A 24,125-nucleotide genomic window follows, 5' to 3' on the forward strand; every position below is an offset into this window, starting at 1 on the left:
CTCCTAGTGAGAGTGACTTGCGCCGCTTTTTAAAATATCGGCTTTAATTACATAACTATTCTCAGTTACGTACTCACTGTTTGGCGAAAGTCCTTCAAGCACTTCTACCCATTCGCTGTTTTTAGCACCAAGTTTTACAGGGCGTACTTCAAACACATTGCCACTTTTAATAAACACGCTAGGTTTGCCATTAAATTCCTGAACAGCAATCGCTTTAACGCGTACAGCCGCATCTACTTTTGCAGTACTAATGTCGCTATTAACATGCATACCAGGTCGCCAATGGCCATCAGGGTTTTTAAGCTCGATTCGCGCACGTGCAATATGCCCGCCACTCATCATTGGGGCTATGTAAAACACCTCACCTTGGGCATTTAAATGATGATGTAAGTCATACACTGTAGCGCTTTGCCCTATGGCGAGCTTTTCAATGTTATCGGGAAAGGCCGACAGCTCAACCCATACGGTTTCAAGGTTTACTATTTCCATTAAAGCGCTACTGGCAAGCTCGCCGCGCTTTAAATATTGCTCGGTAATAACACCTGTAATTGGGCTTTTTATGTTGTAATTTTGTAGGGTTTCACGGTTGGTTATGCTGGCAAGCTTCTCGCCTTTTTTAACGCTTTGACCAATGCTTACAAAAATATCGTTAACTAACCCGGTATAAGGCGCCATTACTTCAACGGTGCTCTGCGCAGTGGGTGCTATAACACCAAATAAAGTATCGGTTAGCTCAACGCTACCTGCTTTTGCAATGTCAGTTTTAATACCAGCGCGTTCAATTGCTTTCTCGCTTAGCGTTGTGCGCCCTTCTTCTTGCTCATAATGATAATTTATTTCAGCGCCTTTATAGCGAGCCATTACATCAAGCTTAAAAGAATGCGGCTCGTTTACGCTCACGGTACTCACTAAATAGTCATCTTCAGCTTTAAAGCGAATAAGCTGTGGCGCTTCACTTAAACGCTGCACGTTTATAGTTACGTCCAACTGCTTTATATCAACGGCTTTATTGTTATTAAACCCGTATATTCGCAGCTCGGTATTACCGGCAAACTGGGTTAATTTAAGCTCTAAATCAAGGGCGTTATTGGTTAGTAAAAAGCCGCCATGCGGGCCTTTTTGTGTGTGTTCGTCTTTATGGCTTTGTTCGTGGCTGTCACCATGACTTTCTTCGTGATTGTCATCAGATGCCATAGCCATGCTACTTAAAAATGGGAGTGTAAATAATTGCGTAATTAATAATGCGATAAGAGTTTTATTCATGATTGATGAGTCTCAATTAAAGGTTGGCCAGTTAAACGCTCAAGGGTAAGGAGCACTTGATATAGCTCGCTATGCGTTATGATAAGTGCGCGTTTAGAATCAAATAAAGCTTGCTGTGCATCGAGTAATTGCAATACCGATATTTGCCCTTGTTGATAGCTTTTTAAACTTTGTTTTATAAGCGTTTGCGCTTGTGGAATAACCTGCTGTGTTAAAAGCTGTGCTTGCGCCGCTTTGCCTTGGTAATACGCATAGAGCGTGCGTATTTGCTTACGTAACTGAATACGTAATTGCCCTTGTTGCTCATTAAGTAGCGTAAGTTGATGCTTCGCCGCCTCAATATTACCGCCATTAGCATTACTTAATTGCAGCGGCATTGAAAACGAAAACACAAACGAGCTGGCATCAGTTTGCTGGTTATATCGCACACCACCTCCAAGGGTTAAATCACTTTGACCCGTTGATTTTTGCAGTGCTAAGTTGGCAGTTTGTTGCATGCATTGCTGCTGTAGTAGTGCAAATTCTGGTGCTGTATTTACCATATCAAGTAACGCTGCCTCACTTTTAATAGCAGCTATTTGTGATAAATCGCCCGCATAGTAATCACTCACTTGCTCCTCTTGCCAAAGCTCATTGAGTGCTAAGCGAGAGCGCTTAAATTCACTTTGTAGCATGGCCGTATTTAAATCGACTTGGCTTAATGCATAACGCATGCGGGTTACATCAGCACTTGAGACCGCACCGGCTTTAGCGCGTTTTTCAATTGCGTTGAGTGCCTGCTTAACAGTGTTTTTACGCTCACTGTTTAGTGCAATTAACGCCTGAAATTTTAGCACTTGGTAATAACGCTCAGCGGTGGTTGCTAAAAGTGCTAACCGAGTATTTTTATACTCAATTGTTTGCGCTTTTATATTTGCAGTAGCGTAATTAATACGATTTTGGCGTTTATCGCCAAGCTCAATTAACTGGCTCAAAGCCAGGGTGTACTGCGCCCCCGAAAACGCATGAGAGCCATGAGTTCCTAAAAAGTTTTCAGCTTCAAAGCTCAGCTCAGGGTTAGGTGAAAGCGCGGCTTGGCTTTTAAGCGCGGTTAATATTTTTTGATGGTAAGGGTAGCGTTTAAGCTGTAAGTTTTGCTGCTCGGTATTTTTAAGCGCTTGCTTTAGCGTTAATACGTTTTGAGGCTCGCTTTTTGCCAAAGCGCTCAATGTTGGTAATGCACACAGTAGCGCCACCAGCATAAGTAGTTTTTTGTTCATATAGCATATCCGTTTTAACAAACAGAGTTGGCTTAATCACTATGCCTATTTTAAAAACAAGCGCGATTAAGCAACCTAAATATGTACATAACTAGCCTTGTAGCGAACAGGCGCAGGCAGTTATATACTAAGTGTTTAAAATTAAAAACTAGCTATAAAAATTGGGTGGCGGAACATCTGGTGGGTAATTTAAACCATTGTAGCAAGCAGGCTGAGCTGCTTGGCTTTTTTCAGGGTTTATAGAGTGATTTAGTGTACTGTAGTAACCACAGTGGCAATGTTGATGGGCATGAATTTCAGTAGGTGGTTGCGCGTCTTCATCGTTTGTATCGACCACAGACTGAATGTGCGAAGCATGATCGACTTCTTCTTGTAAATGATACGCGGCAGCATCACAGCTAATAAAGCTGTGTACAAGCACAAGAAGTATCACGACTAAAAAGTAGTTTGAGCGCATCCATTACCTAATTAAATTTAAAGTAGGTTCCTATTTTACTAACTAGGAACAGCGGCATATTAAACCCGCACGCGTCTTGAGGTCAATAAACAACGCGCAAAACCGTTGATAAAAGTTTACTGCCCTTCGTCTACACAACATTCGTTTTGTAAAAAACCAATTACATCGTCTAAGCGCTGGTACATAGCCACGCAATAAAGCGTGCGCCCTTCGCGCCTTTGGCTAATTAGCCCAGCATTAACTAAGCCCGATATATGGTGCGAAAGTGTAGAGCCCGCCATGCTTAGCTCTTCTTGTATATTGCCAACACTAATTCCAGTGTGCCCTGCTTTAACTACACGCTTATATATAGTTAAACGCGTAGGATGGCCTAATTCTTTTAATGCTTTTGCAACGTCGATAATTTCCATTACAACCTCGTAATTTCTAAATTATTAGAAATAATAACAATTTGAATCTTTAAATACAGCTTTATTAGCAAGTTACCTTAAAAGTTAAAAAATAAAACATTTAAAAACAAGGGTATAAAAATTATTTCTATATATCTAGAAATAAAGTATTGACGATATTGTTGCTCATCAATATACTTCCATAAAATTCGAAATATAACTTACTTAACGTAAGTTATTCCTTGTGTACTTTGGAGTGCGTTATGAGTAATGAAATGCTAGCAATGGCAAAAGAGGCGTTAGGCATGTTTGCCTTTTTAGCTACAGAGTTAACTATTTTATTTATTGTTATTAGTTATTTAGTGGGTGTTTTACAGCTATTTATAACACCCGAAAAAATTCAATCTATTTTAAGTTCAAAAAACGGTAAGGGCTACGTTGTTGCTGCTTTATTGGGGGCTATTACACCATTTTGTTCGTGCTCAACCATTCCGTTTTTAAAAGGATTATTAAGAGCGAGAGCGGGCTTTGGCCCTATGATGGTATTTTTATTTGGCAGCCCGCTACTTAACCCGGTGATCATTGGGTTATTTGTAATTACCTTTGGCTGGCAGGTCGCTTTATTTTACTTTTTAGTGGCTATGGTGGTGTCGGTTGTAGCAGGCTATACCCTTGAAAAGCTAGGCTTTGAAAGGTATGTAAAACCAGAAGCTTACAGCACAGAATCTACTAGTAGCTGCGCAAAACCAAGCTGTAGTGAGCCTAAAGAAGTTGAGCCAAGCTGTGCAACCACAAGCTGCGGCGAACCTAAAGCAATAGAGCCTACTAAAAAAGCGCAGCCTAATCGCTGGATAAAAGTGTGGCATGCAACCTTTAAAGACTTTAAACAGGTGTTTCCGTACTTAATGCTAGGGGTAGCAATAGGCTCGTTTATTTATGGCTTTATTCCTACCGAGCTAATTGCTAAATATGCGGGCGATGGTATGTGGTATGCCATTCCTATTGCAGCCATTATTGGTATTCCACTTTATATTAGAGCCGAAGCCGTTATTCCGCTAAGTGCCGCATTGGTCAAAAAAGGCATGGCGCTTGGCTCGGTAATGGCATTAATAATTGGCAGCGCGGGCGCAAGCTTAACAGAAGTTATTTTGCTTAAATCAATTTTTAAAAACCAAATGATAGCCGCCTTTTTGTTTGTCATTATTACTATGGCTATTGGTGCAGGCTTTTTATACCAAGCTATTTTTTAAATGCTCATTTTTCTAAACTCAGTGGGTGACACGCCCACTGATTTTTTAAACCGTTTTGAAAAATTAAATATATTAGGGTACCCCACATAAGCGGCAATATGGGCAACCGGCCAGCGGGTATTTAGTAGCAAGTTTTTAGCCCGTTTAATACGTAAGTAAATAAGCTGCTGCATTGGGCTTTTACCAAATTGTGCCTGGCATAACCTGTGTAAATGCGGTGCTGAGTAATGTACTTGTTCGCACATAGCCTCTATTGTCCAATCAAACTGCAGGCGTTCTTCTACTTCTAAAAACAAGCTGGTTAATCTGTTTTGCCCGCCTATTTGCGGCTCGCTTTGAAGCGTAGTGTTTAAATAGTGGCTTAAAATAGGCATCACGCCTTCGCGCAAAGTAGCGTTTGCCTCGCTGTATAAAAGTTCCATCGCTAAATGTAATGGCGCTAGCTGCTGATTAGTTAATACTTTAGCCTGCGCTAAATTTAAATGTTGCCAGCGCTTGGCATTTGCAAGGTTTAGCCAAATCACATCCCATTTTTCACTCGCTATTTCAACCTCAAAACTTTGCCTTGCAGGCAATATCGCTAAGCTATTTTCGGCCAGTGCATACTGGTTATTAATGGTTTTTAGCGTGCCCTGGCCAGCCAAGGTATAAAACAGAGTGTGTTCAAGCGGGTTAGTACGCGCAACACAATAATCACCCAATAAATTTGAGCAACCTGCCAGCTCTATTTCAAGGCTTGGCATTTGCGAAAGCGTGTTTAAATCAATAAACCGCTCTGTACACTCTGGGCCAATATCGAGTACATCTACAATGGTGTTGCGCATAATTTAAAATGATAGTTTTGGATAAATAAAAGAGAGCTTTAAGCATAACCGCAACGCATTATTTTAGCTATATTTAAGCCACAATAATTGCCACACATGCAATAGGACACGAATGAACTCACTACAGCACATAATTAACCGCCGTGATTGGGAAAACCCTATTTCGGTGCAAGTTAATCAAGTAAAAGCGCACAGCCCACTTAATGGTTTTAAAAGCGTTGACCATGCCCGTACAAACACGCAATCACAAAAACAAAGTTTAAACGGCCTGTGGGATTTTAAATTATTTGATAAGCCCGAAGCGGTTGATGAGTCATTACTAAGTGAGGCACTCGCCAGCGACTGGCAAAGTATTCCTGTGCCTTCTAACTGGCAATTACACGGCTTTGATAAACCTATTTATTGTAATGTTAAATACCCCTTTGCAGTTAATCCGCCTTTTGTACCAAGCGATAACCCAACAGGTTGCTATCGCACTGAGTTTACTGTTACGGCGGAGCAATTAGCGCAGCGTAATCATATTATTTTTGAAGGCGTAAACTCGGCGTTTCACCTTTGGTGTAATGGTCAATGGGTGGGCTACTCGCAAGATAGCCGCTTACCCAGCGAATTTGATTTAAGCGAGCTGTTAGTTACAGGTACTAATCGCATTGCGGTTATGGTTATTCGCTGGAGCGATGGCAGTTACCTAGAAGATCAAGACATGTGGTGGCTAAGCGGTATATTCCGCGATGTTAATTTACTTACTAAACCACAACACCAAATACGCGATGTATTTATAACCCCCGATTTAGACGCTTGCTACCGCGATGCAGCGCTACATATAAAAACCGCAATAGATGCGCCAAATAACTACCAAGTAGCCGTACAGGTTTTTGATGGTGAACAAGCACTGTGTGAGCCACACATACAAAGCACTAACAATAAACGCGTTGATGAAAAAGGCGGTTGGAGCGATGTCGTATTTCAAACAATTGATATACAAAGCCCTAAAAAGTGGACCGCTGAAACCCCGACCTTATACCGCTGTGTTGTAAGCCTGTTAGATGAGCAAGGCAATACAGTAGATGTAGAAGCCTATAATATTGGCTTTAGAAAAGTAGAAATGCTCAACGGGCAGCTTTGCTTAAACGGCAAACCGCTACTTATTCGCGGTGTTAACCGCCACGAACACCACCCAGAAAACGGCCACACGGTGAGTACCACCAACATGATTGAAGATATTAAGCTGATGAAGCAAAATAACTTTAATGCTGTACGTACCGCTCACTACCCTGACCACCCTCGTTTTTACGAGCTGTGTGACGAGCTAGGTTTATACGTAGTAGACGAAGCCAATATAGAAACTCACGGTATGTTTCCTATGGGTAGGCTTGCCAGCGATCCGCAGTGGGCTGGCGCATTTTTGTCGCGCTATACGCAAATGGTTGAGCGCGATAAAAACCACGCCTCTATTATTATTTGGTCACTGGGTAACGAATGCGGGCACGGTGCCAACCACGATGCGATGTACGGCTGGTCTAAAAGCTTTGACCCATCGCGCCCAGTGCAATACGAAGGTGGCGGCGCAAATACCACAGCAACCGATATTATTTGCCCTATGTATGCCCGTGTAGATACCCATATTGCCGACGACGCCGTACCTAAATACTCTATAAAAAAATGGTTAAGCCTACCGGGTGAAACGCGTCCACTTATTTTATGCGAGTACGCCCATGCAATGGGTAACAGCCTAGGTAGCTTTGACGATTACTGGCAAGCATTTAGAGAGTACCCGCGTTTGCAAGGCGGCTTTATTTGGGATTGGGTAGACCAAGGTTTATCTAAAACAGATAAAAACGGCAAGCATTATTGGGCTTACGGTGGCGATTTTGGTGATGAGCTAAATGACCGCCAATTTTGTATAAACGGCTTATTATTTCCAGACCGAACACCGCACCCAAGCCTGTTTGAAGCTAAATACAGCCAGCAGCATTTACAATTTACACTGCGTGAGCAAACTCAAAACCAATACATCGTTGATGTATTTAGTGATTATGTATTTAGAGCAACCGATAACGAAAAACTGGTTTGGCAGTTAATAGAAAATGGCCAATGTGTAGAGCAAGGCGAGCAAGTTATTAATATTGCTCCGCAAAGCACGCAAACGCTAACTATTAATACAAAGACGGTGTTTAAAGCAGGTGCGCAATATCACCTTAATTTAGATGTTGCACTGATTAACGACTCAAGCTTTGCAAATGCCGAGCATGTATTAAACACCGAGCAATTTAAGCTTATAAATAGCCAAAATTTAAGCGCTGATGCATTTTCGCCTGCTTTAGCAAACGCCTCAACGCACGGCGCACTAAATATTAGCGAAACCAACACACAGCTAAATATTGAAGGCGATACCTTTAAACTTGTGTTTAATAGCCAATCAGGCCTTATTGAGCAATGGCTGCACAATCAAACCCAAGTTATTAAAAGCCCATTGGTTGATAATTTTTACCGCGCCCCGCTTGATAACGACATAGGCGTAAGCGAAGTAGATAACCTAGACCCTAACGCATGGGAAGCACGCTGGTTAAGAGCGGGTATTGGGCAGTGGCAGCGTACATGTCGCTCGTTTGAAGTCGTGCAATCAACCTTAGATATACGTATTACCTGTGTATTTAGTTATGAATTTAATGGCGCAGTACAAGCGAAAACAACTTGGCTTTATACACTTAATAATACCGGTGAAATTAACTTAAATGTTGATGTACAACTAAACGATACTCTCCCACCCATGCCACGCATAGGGTTAAGCACAACGCTTAATAAACCAAGCGATACACAAGTAAATTGGCTTGGTTTAGGCCCATTTGAAAACTACCCAGATCGTAAAGCGGCTGCGCGCTTAGGGCATTACAGCGCACAATATAATGAGCTACATACACCGTATATATTCCCAACCGATAATGGCGTACGTAGTGATTGCCAATTACTAAGCATTAATAATTTAACCGTGACTGGTGCGTTTTTATTTGCCGCCAGCGAGTACTCACAAAGCATGTTAACGCAAGCAAAGCACACCAATGAGCTAGTCGCTGATGATTGCTTACATGTACATATTGACCATCAACATATGGGGGTTGGCGGCGATGACTCGTGGAGCCCAAGTACCCATAAAGAGTATTTACTAGAGCAAAAGCAATATAACTACTCTTTAAAATTTAGTGCTAAATAAAACAGCGCTTAACCCATACAAAAATAGCGGCTAATTTAGCCGCTATTTTTTAATACTGAATTGTTATTTACTACTACTGAGGCAGCGATTTATTCGCTAACTTTTTAGCAATTACGTTATCAACTGATAAGCTACCGGCCCCTTGTATAGCCAGTGCAGCCGTGGCAACTAACAGAGTAAGTGCGAACTCATAGCCGTTGTTTGCTACAAATAAACCATGACTAATGTGCACGCTAAATATCGCAATCAGCATAGTAAACGCCGTAACTACAGCCGCTGGGCGCGTTAATAAACCAATGGCTAAGGCAATGCCGCCAAAAAATTCAGCGCTGCCTGCCATCATTGCAAGCCAGTAGCCAGGCTCAAGGCCAATGCTTGCCATCCACTGTCCTGTGCCTTCAAGGCCGTAGCCGCCAAACCAAGCAAATAATTTTTGTGCACCGTGCGCTGCTAAAATTAAACCAACGGGTACACGTAAAATAAGTGCTGCCATGCCTGCGTTAGAGCTTAATAATGAGTGTAAGTATTTCATAGTGTGATCCTGTTTTATTGTTAATAAGGCTAGTAACCAATGAGTACAGTTTACTATCATCATTTAAAACAATTAATACGAATATTATTGCCAAATTATCAACATGGTGTTTTTAATTACTTAACTAAGTTGCGGCTATTTTGTACTTAGCGGGCATAAACACCTCAGGAGCTAGTTTAATAGCGCACTTTTAAGCGCTATTAAACAGTAAACTAATAGCTAAATAGTCCGGCTCTGCTAGTATAAAAAAAGTAGTAAAAATTGGATCCGCTTATGAGCTATAAAGGTAATAGATTGACGTTTTTCCCACCTAAAAATAAGGGGGCGCTCTTTTTTGTTTTCATTACTTTGCTCGCGTTATTTATTACTTTTGATTCTCATGCTGCCGATACATGTAAAATAAAGCACTTAAACTCACCCACACCTGCCTCTGTGCTAAAGTTAAATACTCCTTCTGAACTCACTGCTCAACGCGGTGTTAATCAATACCAAATAAGTTGCTCTGTTAAAAATGGTGGCGTACTAAGCTTTTTACGCCCGGGGTTAGATAGCTTTACTTGGCAGCAAAACAACACTATAAAAGCGCCCTTAAAAGCGGGGCAAGTAGCCTACTTAATGGACTCGGGGGCTTTTACAGCCACAATAACATTAGAATCAAAGCTTAATTACACACCGCGGTTTAAATGGCAGCCAACCCACACTTATTTTAAAAAAGCACAGCAACATTCGCTGATTATGGGCTCATTTTATGGGTTGTGCATTACGCTTATTTTTTATGTATTAATAATGGGGCATAGACTTAACGAAAGTGTATTTAAGCTCTACAGCATTTACATTTTTTGTATTGGCAGCTTTATTTTACTCCAAGAAGGGCAACTGTATTTATTTGTAACGCAGCATGTATCTGGCGTTATTTTTAACTTATACCTACTTAGCATTGGCTTAACCGTACTAAGTGCTACGTGGTTTATGCTTGCGTTACTCGAGACTAATAAACGCTGGCCTAAATTAACTAAGCTGCTCAAAACATTGGCCTGTACTGTAATGCTATGCGCGGTACTTAAAATGCTCGTTACCGACCTGTTATTTTGGACAATAGCAGGGCATATTATGGCTTATTCTTCGCTGTTTATTGTGGCTGTTATTTTTACTTTAGCAGCCATGCAAGCCCTCAAAGGTGTACGCGAGGCAACACTCGTATTTGTAGCGCTTAGCTTTGTATTAGTAAGTATGATTTTTAGGGTGCTGCTTATTAACCAAAGCCCGTTTATGCAGCGTTATGGGTTTGTGTTAGCGTTTGCGGTTGAATCATTTTTATTAGCTGTTGCGGTTTCAAAGCGTATAAGCCGAATGCGAATTGCACAAAAGCGCGCCGAAACCGAAGCCGACTACGACCCCCTTTGTGGTATTTTAAACCGCAGGGGCTGGGCTAAAAAATCATCCGCGCTTATCAATATGCACGCCAAAAAAGGCGGCGTATTATGTTTGATGTATATAGATTTAGACGACTTTAAACAAATAAACGACAGCTACGGCCATGCTGTAGGCGATGACGCTTTATGCAACGTTGCCCGTTGCTTAAAAAGCAGTGTTCGCAGCAGCGATGCTGTAGGGCGCTTAGGCGGTGATGAATTTGTCGTACTTACACATTTTTATACTAATGCGCAGGTAAATCCTAAAACTCATCATTTAAAAACCGCCTTAAATAGGCTCACAATAAATCACAACAACGACCCTATAGCCATTAAAGCCAGTATGGGGACTACCGTATTTAGTGAACCGCCCCACTCCATTGATGAAATTTTAAAAGCGGGCGACACCGCCATGTACCATGAAAAAATACAACGAAAGGTTAAGCCGCTCACGTTAGTAGATGGCTAAATTTAAGCAATACTGCTTATTGCTATTAAACCGTAGCCGGTTTGGCAAATTGTTTACGGTTAACATAGTGGCTCATAATAATGGTAAATAAAGTTGAGCACACTGCAGCCGCTGCATATACCTGCCAAATCACAAATTCAAACTTAAGCGCGAGTGCAATCACAGCAAAAAACACACAGCCCCCTAACGAACCAATAATGCCGCCGTTAAGCACCTTATACGCCGAGTATTTTTTATCACTTGCATGCGCAATACTGCCCATAACCGCCAAAATTACCGGAAAAGTAGAAAGTAACCCGCTCCACATTGCCCCTATTTTTGCCGATATAAACGTAACTAACATAATAAAGCAGCTGAGCAGTAACATTTTTAGCGGCAGCTCCCACGCAGCGGTAAAAGGTTTGGCATCGGGCGCAAATTTTAACTTACTCGATGCCAGCGCAAGCACCAATAAAGTACTGAGCGAAAGCACCGATGCAAAGGCAATATTCACCGGCAATAACAAGGTAAATGCACTAAAAGCGCACCATAGTGTTAATGCAGCAAACAGCGCTTTAACTACCCCGTATTTTGCAAGCATGGCAGCATAACAAAAACAAAATAAGCCTATACCGCTCATGCCATACAACGACGCCACAGCCGAGTTACTCGCAAATAACTTACCTTGCTCAAGCGCAATAAAATACGAAATAGGGCCCGATGTAATAGGCAAGCCCGGAATAATACCGCTCACAAAACTGCCAAAGCGTTTTTGAGCAAAGTGAATAAATAATAAAAGTAATGGCGCAATGGTGAGTTTTAACAGCAACATAAATAACTATAAAGTATGAGAGTTGCGCGTTAGTCTACGTTTAAAATTCCGTAGTGTAGAGTGAATAAATATCACTCATACGGTGTAATTATTTTCATCTATAGGTACAAAAAAGGCCACTACAAAAGTGGCCTATTCTTTAATAAATATTGCTTACGCTTTTTTAAATAAAACCTCAGGGTTTACCATGGTTTTCATTTCAAGCACGTTGCCGTTTGGATCTTCAATAAAAAAGGTTTCTTGTTCAAACTCATCACCAACAAAACGGCGATACGGTTTATCTAGGTATTCAAGCCCCGCATCTTCTATACGTTTTTTTAAACCGTTAAATTCATCTTCAGATAAATGAATACCAAAATGCGGTACCGCCACTGCGCCCATATCTACATCGTGGCGAACAGTGGGTAAGCGCTCTTCACTTTGGTGTAATGTGAGCTCATTACCCCAAAAATCTATGTCTATCCAGCGCCCTTCTTCGCTGTTCCCTGTTTTACAGCCAAGCACATCACAGTAAAACGTTTTCGCTACTTTTAAATCGCCAGCGGGTATAGCCAAGTGCAAACAGTTAGACATAAATTACCTTTAATCTTTTAAATTTGTATGTTAATAACCTCTATTATACATAAAATATAATTTATGAAACATTAACAGCCACAAATAAGCATAGTTAATACCAACCCAGCTTAAAAAGTAGCCTTAATAACATTTAACGCTAACACCCACATTTTATTTATTAGAGATAGTTAGAAAGCGTAAAAGGATTAGTTTAAAATGCGCTGCTATGATTAAATTCTTATTTTTAAAGTTTATAACCTTCTTTTTAGGCTTTGTAGCCTGCTTTGCCATGCACACAACTTTTGCATTGCCTTTAGTTATTTCGGCGGCGCTTACAGGGCTAATTGGCTCGTTTATTCCTTTTCCTGCTCGGTTTAAAAACCATCCCTATGCGGCTATTTACGCAGGTAGTTTTGCCGGCATGTGCTCTACACACTTAATTACAAGTTATTGGGAAATAGCCATAATTTCTGTTATTGGCGCCAGTCTATATGTGCTTACCATAAATATGTTTACCGGATTTGGCGGTAAGCTTGGCAGTGTTGCCTTTGCAAGCGTGGCTTTATTTATGTTGGCCAAAGGAATGGTTTTATGAATTTAGAATACCCATTTATAGCCTTATTAGGTGCGTTTTTAACGTTTTACTTAGCCAAACATAATCGTTTTGATGGCATACGTGCATCGGCCTCGCTTTCTATTATTGCTTATTTACTATTAAGTGCTTTAAACCTAAACCCCGACTTATACTCAGTCGTGTTTTTTGGCGGCACGTTTATAGGCATGAGCGCCCCACACCGTTTTGGTATTTATACCGTGGCCAGCTCATCTATTTTATTTTCGTTTTTATTTGAATACCTAGTACCAAAGCTTGATGGTTATGGCGGTGCCTTAGGTGTGAGTGCGTTTTTATCTATTTGTATTTGCCACATGTTTATTTTACTTGGAGCGCCAAGAAGTAAAAAGCCAAGCTCTTAAAAGCAAGCTAAAACCAGTTAGTAACTTGTTTATTTTATTGCTTAAAGTAAACGCAACATGAAAAAATTCATAGCTAGTTATGTTCCTTTTTTCTACAACTCTGTTAAAATCCTCCGCGATCTTTATTTACCCTAAATAAAGACTAATCGTATATGGATTTATGAATATGAAAAAAATAATCGCAGTAGCAGCACTTTCTTTACTTCCTTTCTCTAATGCAATGGCTGACCAAGATATTGGTTGTGGCCTAGGCTCTATGTTATTTGCTGGTCAGCAAGGTAAAGGCGTTAAAATTTTAGGCGCTACAACTAACGGTACTTCTGGTAACCAAACTTTCGGTATCACATTTGGTACTTTAGGTTGTGACGGTACTGGTACAGTTACTTCTTCTGAAAAAATCGCATTATTCATCGATGGCAACATGGAGCAACTTGCTCGTGATATGTCTCAAGGTGAAGGCGAAACTTTAGCAACACTTGCTGAGGTTTGGGGCGTTTCAGAACAAGATAAAGCAGCATTCAACAAGCTTGCTCAAGCACAGTTTTCTTCAGTATTTACTTCTGAGAACGTAACTTCACAAACAGTGTTAGAAAACCTAAACGCTGTTGTAGCAAGCGATGCACAACTAGCTTCTTATACTCTTTCTTAATCAGCTAAATTAGCCGGTTTTATATGTATAAATAAAGCCGCTAGAGTATCCTCTAGCGGCTTTTTTATGATTTAGTGATTATGAAAAAAATATTATTTACTTTGCTAGCCATACTTTTTAGTACGCATTCACATGCTAAAAGTATTGAAAAAAGTACCTTAGCCACACACCCTTATTGGCTTAAACTGGGCCACTACCGCAATACCACATTAGGTAGCTTTAAAAGCGAAGTAGATAGCGCCGAATTTTTTTTATCGCCTACAGGTAAAACCAGCCCAGTAGATGAGCTAAATGCCACCATTAACGCATTTAATGCCAATAAAAGCAGTCAACAAAAATACAGCTGCCAATTTCCAGCTCGCTACACATGGCTAAAATCAAAAATTAAAAACAATTGGCCTGCTCTTGATTGCGCTGAGCTTAAAGCCTGGCAACAAGTCATTAATCCTAAAGGGGTTACGCTTGTATTCCCTACTGCATTTATGAACAGCCCTTCTTCTATGTTTGGGCACACTTTGCTGCGCATCGATGCTAAAGATCAAACCCGTAGTAAAGAGCTAATTGCCTTTGCTGTAAACTTTGCGGCAGAACCTGATGGCTCAGATAACGCTGCTATGTACGCATTAAAAGGCCTTATTGGTAGCTATCCGGGTAAGTTTTCGCTTATGCCGTATTATAAAAAAGTACGCGAATATAATGATTTAGAATCACGCGATATTTGGGAATACAAACTCAACTTAACCGAGCAACAAGTTGAGCTGGTGTTACTACATTTGTGGGAGCTACAACACGCCACTTTTGATTACTTTTTTATAGACGAAAATTGCTCCTATCAGTTACTCGCGTTACTGCAATTAGCAAATGAGGAGCTTAACTTAACCTCACAATTTAATATGCAGGCTATTCCTTCAGACACTGTTGCCGTGTTAAGGGATAACAATTTACTGCAAACGCCAAATTATCGTCCCGCCTTTGGCACTAAGTTATTCCACTATTCAACACAATTAAGTGATCAACAACTAAGTGATGCCAGAGCTCTTATGCAAGGCAAGCCATTAAATACACGTAATTACTCGCAGCAAGAACTTGTGGCCATATTAGAAATGGCGTACGAATGGTTAAATTTTGAATTTTACGACAAAGCACTTAACCGTGAGGAAATAGCCCCTCGTCTTACTAAGTTACTTTTAATGCGCAGTAAGTATGCGGTTCCTTCACCTTTGTCTAAGCCGGCAAAGCCTAAAGCGTCACCAGAGCAAGGCCATGGCTCTTCAAGGCTAACGGCTAAAAGAGTGCAAAATAATAACCAGCAAAACACCACCAATGTAGCTTATCGCCTTGCTTATCATGATTTACTAGACAGACCCGCAGGCTTTATACCCGGTGCACAAATTAGCTTTTTTGACTTATCAGCCAACCTATCAGATAGCGGGAATAGCCATATTGAGCACTTTTACTTACTTGATGCTATGTCGCTTGCCCCCGATAACCGTGTATTTGATAGCTGGTCGTGGAATATAAAAATGGGCTTTGATAGGCAACCAAGCCCAAACAAACGCTCTGGCCGTTTTTTTACTAAGGGTGGATACGGTAAATCTTATGGCAATCCAAACAGTGTGCATGGCTACATTTTGGGACAGTTTGAGCTAAATACTGGAGATATTACTAACCAGCTCAGCGTTGGATTAGGCAGTGAGGCGGGCGTTATTTGGCAAGTAAATAACAATCACAAACTAGCCCTTACAGGTAATATGTTTTGGCTAAGCGATAGTAATGCTAATAACCACAGCGAAGCTACCCTAACCTGGAGCTACGCGCTGTCGCGTAATATAGCGCTTCGCAGCCAAATAAAGCACGAAAAATGGCACAGCCATAATACTGCGGCTAGTTTTGCGGTGCAGTTTTACTTTTAAGTCTGTTATTTAACTTTAACGCTACTGGTTGGGTAGCCAAATAGCACTTTGCATTTAGCTTTTAACCCTTTCGCCGTATAGGTACTTTTTAATAAATGAGCCCACTGATGAAACGTTATTATTAGTGGGTTATTACTATTTAGCTGCCCTACTATGCCGTATTTACAGGGCTGATTTTTGTCTTCTTCTACAAAGGTGCCAAATAATTTATCCCAAATAATAAGCACACCGGCAAAGTTTTTATCAAGGTAGCGTTTATTAATTGCATGATGAACCCTGTGGTGCGACGGCGTATTAAATACGCTTTCAAACCAGCCTAATTTAGCCACTATTTGCGTGTGCACAAAAAATTGATATGCCAAATTAAGTGCCACTACGCTAAATACGGTTAAAGGGTCAAAGCCTAGTAGTATCATAGGTAGCCAAAATACCCACATGCCGGCTACTGGGTACATTATGCTTTGCCTAAACGCAGTGGTAAAATTCATTTTAGTGGAGCTGTGGTGCACCACATGCGCAGCCCACAACCAATGAATATGATGCGACGCACGATGAAACCAATAGTACAAAAAATCTTGCAGTAAAAATGCAAAAGCAATGCTTAATACACTTAGCTTAATATCAAATAAGCGGTACTCGTAAAGCATGTAAAAAAATGGCATAAGTAGCAGCAGTGCCATTGCATCTGCGCCTTGGTGCAACAAGGCTAAAACGGTGTTTGCTAGGCTGTCTTTTATATTGTAATAACGCTTAAACTTTACAAATTCAAAGCATACAAACACTAAAAACACAGGGCTTAGGGCAAGTAAAATAATTTCTGAGTTCATACTTTGTCCGCCATAAAGTAATACTGCAGTTTATTTAATGCCTGGGTTATATCTTTACTAATTAGGTGTTTTAGCAAAGCATTTGGCAGCCACCACGGCGCTTTGCAGCGTATACAATAGTTAAGCTCGGTAGTGATACTTTTAGCGCCTGTATTAGCAACTAAATAAATATCACCTTGATGGTTTGCCACAGGCTGATTACCTACTATTTGGTAGCAAATGTGGCTGGGGTTAGCCATTATTATACGCTCATTAAACGTGGCATTTGCCATTTTCACTTGCCTAATGGCACCTTTACCGCCTTTTAGCTCACCGCTATTTGCTGTTTTTATTAGCTCAAACTTGGCATTAAAAAAACGATCTAACTGCTGATGATCCAACAAGGTGGTTATTATTTGCAAAGGATCAGCATTAAGCGTTTGTTTTATTGATATAAAGATCATTGTTTACAGCGAAGATAATTACTCATGTAACTAGCATATAAAAATTGAACATGGCAAGCTTGCTCATACACGACCATTTTTTAGCTTTAGACGACAAATGCATACACTGGCTGATCATTACTTTTCAAGCATTTTAGATTACTTGCAAACCCAAGGTATTGATTCTAGTACGGCTCTTAAGGCAATCGGGTTTACTGAATTTAGTCGCCAGCATAGTCAGCAATTAGCACCCCGCATTAGTTTACAAAGTTACAATGCGCTGCTTGTGTATGGCCAAAAAGCGCTAAACGATGCGCTGTTTGGTTTTACTTTAGGTATGCACATTCGTCCCGCAGATTACGGTATATTGGGCTATTTAATAGAATCGAGCGATACCCTAAGTAGCGCTATAAAGGCACTGTTAAATTACGACAGCTTAGTGGCAGATATTGGTAAAGCGCAGTTTTTGCAAACTGCAGACACCGCTACGGTGCGCTGGCATGCTCATCCTCATTGTAATGAACAGGTTGTATTACGAAACATGACTGCGTGGGTAAGCGTTATTCGCCAATTGATAAACGCATCACTTTGCCCAAGCAGTATCAGCTTTATACATAATTGGCCTAAAAGGCACACACAACAGTTAGAGGCGTGGTTTAAATGCCCCGTTATAAGCGGCGCAGCGCATAACCAAATAAATTTTCCGAGCAGTTATTTAAACCTTGCCTTTAAAACCGACAACGCCATTGTAAATGCTACATTTAAGCAGCTTTCACAACAGCAGCTATCGCGTTTTAAAAGTCAGCAGTGCCTAACAGAAAAAGTTAAACAGCTACTTATTGCAAAAACAACATTACAAAATTGTCAGCTTATTGCTGTTGCAAGCGCACTAAACGTAACACCGCGCACGCTACAGCGACATTTAAAAAAACAACATGTAACCTTTGCGCAATTGCTCGAACAAGAAAGAAAAAACCGATCCCACACGTTAATTGGTACGCTCTCACTTAGCGAACTAGCTAACCTGTTAGGCTTTAAAGATCAGAGCTCGTTTAATCGTGCTTTTTTACGATGGCACCATTGCACACCCACACAATTTTTAAAACGTAAATGAACCGCAGTGTTATTCACATTAAATAAACATTTATGGTATACCTTTTAATCAACACTCTTTAAACTAGAGCGCATAATAATTAAAAATGTGGGTTATATTTGTGCGTGTAGTATTAAGTATTTGTGTGTTTATGCTTTATAGCGCCATGTGCAACGCACAAACCATTACCTTTGTAGCAGAAGATCTCCCACCTTATCATTTTATAAATGAAAATAACGAACCCGACGGCGCATTAGTCGATTTAGCCAAAGCCACCATTAAACACACAAAGCTATCCGCCAAGTTTGAAATAATTCCTATGGCGCGTATTTTTACAATGCTTAAAAACAACCCAAATGCAATTGCGTTGTCTCTTTTAAAAACCCCCATTAGAGCAAGGCAATACACCTGGCTAGGTGAGTCATACTTTGCCGATGCTTATTTAGTTAGCTTAAAAAACCGTACTGATGAAGTTACCCACCTTAATCACGCAAAATTTTACCAAGTGGCCACAATACGTGGCTATTCAAGTGCCACCTATTTAAAAAACGCCGGTTTTACCGAAGACAAAAACCTAGTTCTTGTAAGCTACTATCAGCAACTGTGGCAAATGCTTTATAAAAAACGCATCGACTTTGTACTAACCAATACACTTACATTAAATAACGAGCTAAACCATTCAGGCCTAAATCCCAATTTAATAACTAAGCGAATTCATTTAACCGACTACCCTTCAAAATTATATTTTAGTGCCAACAAAACCCTAGATAAACACACCGCAAGCGCTATTAGCCATGCACTTAACACGCTAAAAGAAAACGGTGAATATCAGGCTATTTTAACCAAGTGGCAGCTACCGTTTCCGGCTACTGCCAACAAGTTGTAATAAACAGGGTCTATAATTTTAGCAACGCAAACACTGCTAGTTGGCTATGCGAACAATTAAAACACCTCAGGGTATAAAACTCAGTTACCAAGACGAAGGCGATAAAAAAGCCCCCGCAATCATACTTATTATGGGTTTAGGCGCACAAATGACCGTGTGGCCGGACTCGCTTTACTACACCTTAGTAAAAAAAGGCTTTAGGGTTATACGCTTTGATAACCGCGACACTGGCCTTTCTACTCATTTAGAGCACCACCCTAGCCCGAGTTTATTTAAATCGTGGTTAAGTAAACGCCTGCCCATACGCACGCAAACGCCCTATTTACTTGATGATATGGCAAACGATGTATTGGCGCTTATGGCGGCGCTTAAAATAAAAAAAGCGCATTTTGTAGGTGCTTCTATGGGCGGTATGATTGCTCAACTAATTGCAGCTCAACATAAAAAAAAGGTGCTAAGTTTAACCACTATAATGTCAAGCTCTAGCCTGCCAAGGCTGAGTGCCAAAAGCATTGGCGTATTTATAAAGCTTGCCAAATTAAAGCCCAAAACATCCAGCCGTGATGAGGCAATAAACTACAACATTAAACTTAACCAACTTATTGGCAGCCCCGCTTACCCTCAATCAGAAGACGCACTTCGCCATCATGCAACGCAAATTGTAGAGCGCGCGCATAATCCAAGTGGCTACAAACGCCAACTTATTGCTATGGCCGCGAGTAAAGACAGGCAACATTTAATTCGTAAAATTAAAACGCCTACTTTAGTAATTCACGGCAGCGACGATGTGGTAATACCCGTAAGTGCAGGCAAAAAAACGGCAAGCCTTATAAAAAAAGCCAAGCTAAGAGTAGTCCCTGGGATGGGCCATAATTTTGCGCCAGAACTTATGCCTCTTATGACAAAGTGGATAGTTAAGCATGTAAAAAAAGCGCAGCGCAAACACCTAAATAAAAAACGTAAAAAACAACAGCAACAAAAAACCACTTTGGTATAACCAAAAAGGCACTACAAAAACTACGAAAACAAAAAATTGGTAATGTTGATATTTTAAATTGGTATGTTAGATTAAAGTTAAGCGAAGTTAATATCGCTCATTTTTAATATCATCACACAGAGACAACAATGAAAAATCTAACATCTACTTTTAAACTCACAGCACTGGCTGCTGTTACCCCTTTGCTATTTATGGGCTGTGCCAGCACAAGTACACCTGTTGATAGTAATGTCGCAGTACCTGCGTCAAAATTTGATTTATCGCAATGGAAAATAAACGTACCTGTAGATCTCAATAACGATGGAAAAATAGATACCGTAGACGTAGAAGAGATCCAAACCTACGCGCACCCTGATTTTTTCTACCTTGATGATCAAGGTTATATGGTATTTACCTCGCCAAATAAAGCGCTTACCAGTGCCAATTCAACCAATACCCGCAGTGAACTAAGACAAATGATCCGCGGCACCAATACCAAAATAAAAACTAAAAATTCAAAGAATAACTTTGCCCTAGCTGTACACCCGCTATCGGAGCGCTTTGGCTCGGTAGGCGGAAAAATGGAAGCCACCCTAAAGGTGGATCATGTTGCACTTCGCGCTAACGATCCTAATAAAAAAGCCGCTTATTCTGTGGTGGTAGGGCAAATTCACGCAGGTAAAGATCAGGCCTTAATAGATACAAAACTGGGTTTTGGCTGGGGTAACGAGCCGCTTAAAATTTATTATAAAAAATGGCCTGGCCATAAAACCGGATCTGTTTTTTGGAACTACGAACGTAACTTACCAAAAAAAGATCCTAACCGTACCGACATTACATACCCTGTGTGGGGCAACACTTGGGAAAATTCGGACGATCCCGGTGTGGCGGGCATAGCGCTTGGCGAAGACTTTAGCTACACAGTAAACGTGCATAAAAACATGATGTACTTAACCTTTAGTGCCCAAGGCAAAAAAGACGTTAACTACGCAATTAACTTAGGCAATAACGTAGATGCCTATGGCAAGGTAGATGAAAAAGATCACCCTAATGGCTATGCTGCCGATTGGCATTACTTTAAAGCGGGTGCTTATAACCAATGTAGCACCAAAAGCGCTAAAGGCATTTGGTACCCAGGTTGTTTAGGCACTGGCGATTGGGCCACCGACAAACAAAATGGTGATTACGCCCAAGTGAGCTTTAAAAAATTAGTATTAAGCCCATCAACTAAGCCGTAAGCGTTGTTGTAGTTAAGTAGTTTTTAAGTGATGTAAACAGTGGCGATGGTAAATTATTAATGTCGCACCAGCGCCACTGCATACATTTATTTGGCTCGTTTAGCACAGGCTCGCCGCCCTCGTAATCGGCTTTTACATATAAAGTAATGTAGTGTTTATTCTCAGCACTAAAAATATCGTTAGTAAAATCAAGCTTGGTAATTTTACTCACATTTAGCCCTGTTTCCTCAAATACCTCGCGTATTGCGCACTGCTCAACACTTTCACCAAATTCTAAATGTCCACCAGGCGTTGCCCATGTATTTGCACCATGCGACCCTATTCGCTCACCTAATAAAATAGTGTTTTGGCGCATTATAATAACCGCAACCCCTACTCTTACTACGTTACTCATATTGTATTTTCTCTTATTTTAATTGCGCGCCATGCTGAGCCACACGCTTTGTATTGTCAATTTTGTATTTTAAAACCCAAAGTGTTGATTAACTTTTAGCCGACCATAGTCGAATACCTATCGGTTAAAAAAAAGCCTACCTTTTGTAAGGTCTCTCACACACATTTAGTATTAGGAGCCCACTATGTTAGGCCCATATAAACAACAATACGAAAGCTTTAAACAAAACCCAGCACAATTTTGGCTTGAACAAGCAAAGCGCTTACCTTGGTATAAAAAGCCTGAACACGCCTACACACAAGACACTGACGGCCTTTACCATTGGTTTGATGATGGCCAACTAAACACCAGTTTTTTAGCGCTCGACCAACACGTTATTGCCGGTTTTGGCGAGCAAACCGCGCTTATTTACGACTCCCCCGTAACCAACACGCAGCAGAAGTATAGCTACTACCAGTTACAGCAAGAGGTAGCTAAATTTACCGGTGTAATGCAATCGTTAGGCGTTAGTAAAGGCGACCGCGTTGTTATTTATATGCCCATGATCCCCCAAGCTGTAATAGGCATGCTGGCCTGCGCCCGATTAGGCGCTATACACTCTGTGGTATTTGGTGGCTTTGCAGCGCATGAACTCGCCGTACGTATAGACGATGCAAAACCTAAACTCATACTGAGCGCTTCGTGCGGTGTAGAGGTAGATAGCGTAATAGAATATAAACCGCTGATTGATCACGCCATAGATCTTGCCAATCATAAAATAGATCATTGCGTTATTTACCAGCGCGAACAAGTCGCTGCCACGCTTATCCCCACAAGAGATATTAACTGGGATGAGGCAATGCAAACAGCCACTGCAGTAGAGCCAGTACCTGTAAGTGGGCGTGATCCTCTTTATATTTTATATACCTCAGGCACCACAGGTACGCCTAAAGGCGTAGTGCGTGAAAACGGCGGCCATGGTGTTGCTATGCACTACAGCATGGAAACCGTTTACGGCATGCAGCCCGGCGAGGTGTTTTGGGCTGCCTCAGATATAGGCTGGGTCGTTGGGCACTCCTACATAGTGTATGCCCCGCTAATTTATCGCTGTACAACAGTATTGTTTGAAGGCAAACCAGTTCGCACACCTGATGCCAGTGCATTTTGGCGAGTAGTAGAGCAATACCAAGTAAATGCATTATTTACAGCGCCCACTGCGTTTAGAGCCATCAAAAAAGAAGACCCTAACGCAGAGGGCTTTAAGCAATACAACACCAGTAGTTTAAAACGCTTATTTTTAGCGGGAGAGCGGCTCGACCCGCCAACGTATAACTGGCTAAAAGAAAAAACCAACCTGCCAATACTCGATCACTGGTGGCAAACAGAAACCGGCTGGGCCATTGCCTGTAACCCCGTAGGCATAGAAGAATTAGTAACAAAACCAGGTAGCTCCACCGTGCCAACTCCTGGGTTTGATGTGCAAATATTAAATATGCAAGGCGAGCAATGCGCACCAAACGAGCAAGGCGTGGTGGCTATAAAATTGCCGCTGCCGCCAGGTTGCTTACCCACCATTTGGCAAAACACAGCGCGCTTTAAAACCGGTTATTTAACTCAGTACCCGGGGTATTATCTTTCCGGCGATGGTGGTTACATAGATGACGATGGTTACCTATTTATAATGGGCCGCACAGACGATGTTATAAACGTAGCAGGCCATAGGCTTTCAACCGGCGAAATGGAAGAAATAGTCGCATCCCACCCAGCCGTTGCAGAGTGCGCGGTGTTTGGGGTTACCGATACACTAAAAGGTCAATTACCGATGGCCATGATCGTACTTAAAAACGACTTTACCGGCTCCCCTACCGATGTAGAGCAAGAGCTTGTGCAAACAGTACGCAACCAAATAGGCGCTATAGCGTGCCTTAAAACAATAATAAGCGTAGAGCGATTACCAAAAACTCGTTCAGGTAAAATACTACGCAAAAACTTACGTCAACTGGTCGATGGCGACGAACTACAAATTCCTTCAACCATAGACGACGCCGGTATTTTTGAAGAAATAAACCAGCAGCTCACCCTGCGTTAAATCCAACCTAACAAAGCCATTTTATATTTAAAATAAAATGGCTTTTACTTTGACTGAAATTTTATACTCATTAGCACTTTCTTACTTAATGCTAGGGTCTGTTGATCTTTTAAGGTTAAATTTGCAGCTGTCTGTTTGGTATTTAGGCAAGGCAGAGCCTATATAGTGTGGTTGTTCCCCACAAATAGGCGATAACGTAGCATTAATGCCAAACAGGCTCTGCCCAAAGGGTTCTTCCTAGGGGCTATTTAC

23 protein-coding genes are annotated in these 24,125 nt (G+C 41.2%); 12 read left to right on the top strand and 11 right to left on the bottom strand.

Annotated features, from left to right (window positions below; all coding sequences use genetic code 11):
* Positions 1-3: 3 nt before the first annotated feature.
* The 4 genes from B4F91_RS09775 to B4F91_RS09790 form a co-directional block, all read right to left on the bottom strand.
* Positions 4-1,263 (bottom strand): efflux RND transporter periplasmic adaptor subunit, encoded by a 1,260-nt coding sequence (locus B4F91_RS09775; RefSeq protein WP_286938791.1) that lies wholly within the window; start codon positions 1,261-1,263, stop codon positions 4-6.
* On the bottom strand, positions 1,260-2,522 hold the full coding sequence (locus B4F91_RS09780; protein WP_286938792.1) for a TolC family protein: 1,263 nt from the start codon (positions 2,520-2,522) through the stop codon (positions 1,260-1,262). The genes B4F91_RS09775 and B4F91_RS09780 overlap by 4 nt, the downstream gene beginning before the upstream one ends.
* A 148-nt stretch (positions 2,523-2,670) precedes the next feature.
* Positions 2,671-2,979 carry a hypothetical protein gene (locus B4F91_RS09785; RefSeq protein ID WP_286938794.1) on the bottom strand — a complete coding sequence of 103 codons (309 nt, stop codon included), beginning with the start codon at positions 2,977-2,979 and terminating at the stop codon, positions 2,671-2,673.
* Positions 2,980-3,095: 116 nt separating this feature from the next.
* Entirely contained in the window at positions 3,096-3,389 is a 294-nt protein-coding gene (locus tag B4F91_RS09790; protein ID WP_024033207.1) for an ArsR/SmtB family transcription factor, read from the bottom strand.
* Between the two features lie 242 nt (positions 3,390-3,631).
* Between B4F91_RS09790 and B4F91_RS09795 the strand changes: the two genes are divergently transcribed.
* Entirely contained in the window at positions 3,632-4,618 is a 987-nt protein-coding gene (locus B4F91_RS09795; protein ID WP_286938796.1) for a permease, read from the top strand.
* Here B4F91_RS09795 and B4F91_RS09800 read toward each other — a convergent pair.
* Positions 4,615-5,442, bottom strand: a complete 828-nt coding sequence (locus B4F91_RS09800) for an AraC family transcriptional regulator (RefSeq protein WP_286938797.1) — start codon at positions 5,440-5,442, stop codon at positions 4,615-4,617. The genes B4F91_RS09795 and B4F91_RS09800 overlap by 4 nt on opposite strands.
* Before the next feature lie 112 nt (positions 5,443-5,554).
* On the opposite strand from B4F91_RS09800, the gene B4F91_RS09805 reads away from it, so the two are divergent.
* Positions 5,555-8,653: a beta-galactosidase gene (locus B4F91_RS09805; protein ID WP_288635692.1), complete on the top strand. Its 3,099-nt coding sequence runs from the start codon at positions 5,555-5,557 to the stop codon at positions 8,651-8,653.
* A 73-nt stretch (positions 8,654-8,726) separates the two neighbouring features.
* Here the strand turns inward: B4F91_RS09805 and B4F91_RS09810 are convergent, their stop codons facing one another.
* Entirely contained in the window at positions 8,727-9,185 is a 459-nt protein-coding gene (locus tag B4F91_RS09810; RefSeq protein WP_004586061.1) for a DoxX family protein, read from the bottom strand.
* A 294-nt stretch (positions 9,186-9,479) separates the two neighbouring features.
* Between B4F91_RS09810 and B4F91_RS09815 the strand changes: the two genes are divergently transcribed.
* Entirely contained in the window at positions 9,480-11,066 is a 1,587-nt protein-coding gene (locus B4F91_RS09815; protein WP_257125129.1) for a sensor domain-containing diguanylate cyclase, read from the top strand.
* 25 nt (positions 11,067-11,091) lie between these two features.
* On the opposite strand, the gene B4F91_RS09820 is transcribed toward B4F91_RS09815, so the two are convergent.
* Positions 11,092-11,877 carry a hypothetical protein gene (locus tag B4F91_RS09820; protein ID WP_257125130.1) on the bottom strand — a complete coding sequence of 262 codons (786 nt, stop codon included), beginning with the start codon at positions 11,875-11,877 and terminating at the stop codon, positions 11,092-11,094.
* A 153-nt stretch (positions 11,878-12,030) separates the two neighbouring features.
* Positions 12,031-12,450, bottom strand: a complete 420-nt coding sequence (locus B4F91_RS09825; RefSeq protein WP_096042249.1) for a VOC family protein — start codon at positions 12,448-12,450, stop codon at positions 12,031-12,033.
* A gap of 271 nt (positions 12,451-12,721) precedes the next feature.
* On the opposite strand from B4F91_RS09825, the gene B4F91_RS09830 reads away from it, so the two are divergent.
* From B4F91_RS09830 to B4F91_RS09845, 4 genes are all read left to right on the top strand, one after another.
* Positions 12,722-13,027 (top strand): hypothetical protein, encoded by a 306-nt coding sequence (locus tag B4F91_RS09830; protein WP_036963831.1) that lies wholly within the window; start codon positions 12,722-12,724, stop codon positions 13,025-13,027.
* Positions 13,024-13,407: a hypothetical protein gene (locus B4F91_RS09835; RefSeq protein WP_024033215.1), complete on the top strand. Its 384-nt coding sequence runs from the start codon at positions 13,024-13,026 to the stop codon at positions 13,405-13,407. The genes B4F91_RS09830 and B4F91_RS09835 overlap by 4 nt, the downstream gene beginning before the upstream one ends.
* A 166-nt stretch (positions 13,408-13,573) precedes the next feature.
* Positions 13,574-14,056 carry a DUF3015 domain-containing protein gene (locus B4F91_RS09840; RefSeq protein WP_024033216.1) on the top strand — a complete coding sequence of 161 codons (483 nt, stop codon included), beginning with the start codon at positions 13,574-13,576 and terminating at the stop codon, positions 14,054-14,056.
* An 80-nt stretch (positions 14,057-14,136) separates the two neighbouring features.
* Positions 14,137-15,969, top strand: a complete 1,833-nt coding sequence (locus B4F91_RS09845; RefSeq protein WP_096042250.1) for a DUF4105 domain-containing protein — start codon at positions 14,137-14,139, stop codon at positions 15,967-15,969.
* A gap of 5 nt (positions 15,970-15,974) precedes the next feature.
* Here B4F91_RS09845 and B4F91_RS09850 read toward each other — a convergent pair whose 3' ends face one another.
* Together B4F91_RS09850 and B4F91_RS09855 are read right to left on the bottom strand one after the other, a co-directional pair.
* Positions 15,975-16,796, bottom strand: coding sequence for a sterol desaturase family protein (locus B4F91_RS09850; RefSeq protein WP_096042251.1), 822 nt, complete (start codon positions 16,794-16,796; stop codon positions 15,975-15,977).
* Entirely contained in the window at positions 16,793-17,239 is a 447-nt protein-coding gene (locus tag B4F91_RS09855; protein WP_096042252.1) for an SRPBCC family protein, read from the bottom strand. Before B4F91_RS09855 ends, B4F91_RS09850 begins: the two co-directional genes overlap by 4 nt.
* Before the next feature lie 97 nt (positions 17,240-17,336).
* On the opposite strand from B4F91_RS09855, the gene B4F91_RS09860 reads away from it, so the two are divergent.
* From B4F91_RS09860 to B4F91_RS09875, 4 genes are all read left to right on the top strand, one after another.
* Positions 17,337-18,332, top strand: coding sequence for an AraC family transcriptional regulator (locus B4F91_RS09860; protein WP_286938851.1), 996 nt, complete (start codon positions 17,337-17,339; stop codon positions 18,330-18,332).
* A gap of 94 nt (positions 18,333-18,426) precedes the next feature.
* Positions 18,427-19,197 carry a substrate-binding periplasmic protein gene (locus B4F91_RS09865; RefSeq protein WP_286938855.1) on the top strand — a complete coding sequence of 257 codons (771 nt, stop codon included), beginning with the start codon at positions 18,427-18,429 and terminating at the stop codon, positions 19,195-19,197.
* A gap of 46 nt (positions 19,198-19,243) precedes the next feature.
* Positions 19,244-20,194, top strand: a complete 951-nt coding sequence (locus B4F91_RS09870; protein WP_273612016.1) for an alpha/beta fold hydrolase — start codon at positions 19,244-19,246, stop codon at positions 20,192-20,194.
* A 128-nt stretch (positions 20,195-20,322) separates the two neighbouring features.
* Positions 20,323-21,411: a polysaccharide lyase family 7 protein gene (locus B4F91_RS09875; RefSeq protein WP_029772936.1), complete on the top strand. Its 1,089-nt coding sequence runs from the start codon at positions 20,323-20,325 to the stop codon at positions 21,409-21,411.
* On the opposite strand, the gene B4F91_RS09880 is transcribed toward B4F91_RS09875, so the two are convergent.
* Entirely contained in the window at positions 21,401-21,805 is a 405-nt protein-coding gene (locus B4F91_RS09880) for a nucleotide triphosphate diphosphatase NUDT15 (protein WP_029772935.1), read from the bottom strand. The genes B4F91_RS09875 and B4F91_RS09880 overlap by 11 nt on opposite strands.
* Positions 21,806-21,989: 184 nt before the next feature.
* Between B4F91_RS09880 and B4F91_RS09885 the strand changes: the two genes are divergently transcribed.
* Positions 21,990-23,873: an AMP-binding protein gene (locus B4F91_RS09885; RefSeq protein WP_288635697.1), complete on the top strand. Its 1,884-nt coding sequence runs from the start codon at positions 21,990-21,992 to the stop codon at positions 23,871-23,873.
* The last annotated feature ends 252 nt before the right edge of the window (positions 23,874-24,125 follow it).

The sequence above is a fragment of the Pseudoalteromonas sp. UBA6610 genome (assembly GCF_002433295.1).
Lineage (GTDB): Bacteria > Pseudomonadota > Gammaproteobacteria > Enterobacterales > Alteromonadaceae > Pseudoalteromonas > Pseudoalteromonas atlantica.